The sequence below is a fragment of the Pseudovibrio sp. POLY-S9 genome (assembly GCF_001431305.1).
Lineage (GTDB): Bacteria > Pseudomonadota > Alphaproteobacteria > Rhizobiales > Stappiaceae > Pseudovibrio.
On record NZ_LCWX01000121.1, the window covers coordinates 50810 to 52143 of the forward strand.

Annotated in this window: 1 protein-coding gene; it reads left to right on the top strand. The window is 53.6% G+C overall.

Going from position 1 to position 1334, the window contains the following annotated elements; all coding sequences use genetic code 11:
- Positions 1-43 precede the first annotated feature (43 nt).
- The gene (locus PPL9_RS09360; protein ID WP_057462445.1) at positions 44-1219 is read left to right on the top strand and encodes an FtsX-like permease family protein; all 1176 of its coding nucleotides are present in this window, start codon (positions 44-46) and stop codon (positions 1217-1219) included.
- The last annotated feature ends 115 nt before the right edge of the window (positions 1220-1334 follow it).

Here is a 1334-nt window from a genome sequence, read left to right on the forward strand (position 1 = left end):
AAATCCTCGGATATTTTCAGTCAGCAAATGATGAGGTAACCAAGTGACCCGTTTTCTCACATGGGTGCTGGGCCGATTGCCCATTGGTTGGTTGCAGCTGACGCACAACAAAGGCCGCTTTGCCGCCGCGCTGGCTGGGGTGGCTTTTGCCAACGTGCTGGTGTTCGTGCAGCTCGGTATGATGGGAGCTCTGACTGGCTCCACTTTGCAGCCTTATGAGCTGTTTGAGGCAGATATTCTCATTTCCGCATCTGATGCCAAGTCTCTTACCGAAGGCGGCAATGTTGCTCGTGTGCACATGCTGCAAGCGCTAACTCTGCCGGAGGTCGCAGCAGCAGCTCCTGTTTACATTGCCAAGGTGGACTGGCGCGTGCAGAAAGACCAGATCGCTGGTTTGCAACTGGTTGGGTTACCCATCGAAGCCATTGATTTCATGGCTCCGGTCCTTCGCCCTCAGTTTTTGCAGTTGGCTTTGCCCGATACTGCACTGGTGGACCGCAAAACACGTGGTGGAACAGAGGAATTCTTCAACTCACTTTCACCTGAAACACCCGCTGTCTTTGAAATGAACAACCGTCAGATCAAGCTGATCGGCACCTTGCAGATTGGCGCTGGTTTTAGTGCAGATGGCAATTTGGTGATGTCTGACCAGAGCGTCTTGCGGCTCTCACCCTCCCGCAGTTCCGGAGCACCAGACCACATATTGCTGAAGGTGCAAGAAGGTGCTTCTGTTGAGCGTGCGGTTGAACTGCTGAAGCAGGTATTGCCTACAGACACCTTGAAAATCCGCAGTTTCGCCAAAGCAGCATCCGACGAACAAGCCTACCAAACCTCAGAAAAGCCAGTGGGCATCATCTTCGGGTTTGGCACCATCATCGGCGTGCTGGTGGGCATCGTCATCGTATATCAGGTTCTCAGCACGGATGTGGCCGATCACCTGAAGGAGTATGCAACCTTCAAAGCGATGGGGTTTAGTGAAGGGTTCTTCCTCAGCATCATCTTTGAGGAAGCCATGGTCCTTGCAGTGCTTGGGTTCTTCCCCGGGGTGTTTGCTGCCATGGGCATTTACAAGATGCTGGCATTGAAATCCGGTCTGCCAGTGGGGCTCACCCTGGCGCGGGCGCTCATTGTCTTCCTCGGCACGTTGGCCGCCTGTGCGCTTTCTGGAACCATTGCAACGCGTCGATTGGCTCATGCTGATCCAGCTGACCTGTTCTAGGAGGTTCTGATGATGACATACACACCACATGCTCCAATCAGCGTCTCCGGTCTCAACCATTGGTTTGGCGAAGGAGAAGCCCGCAAACAAGCCATATTCGACGTTAACTTCGAGA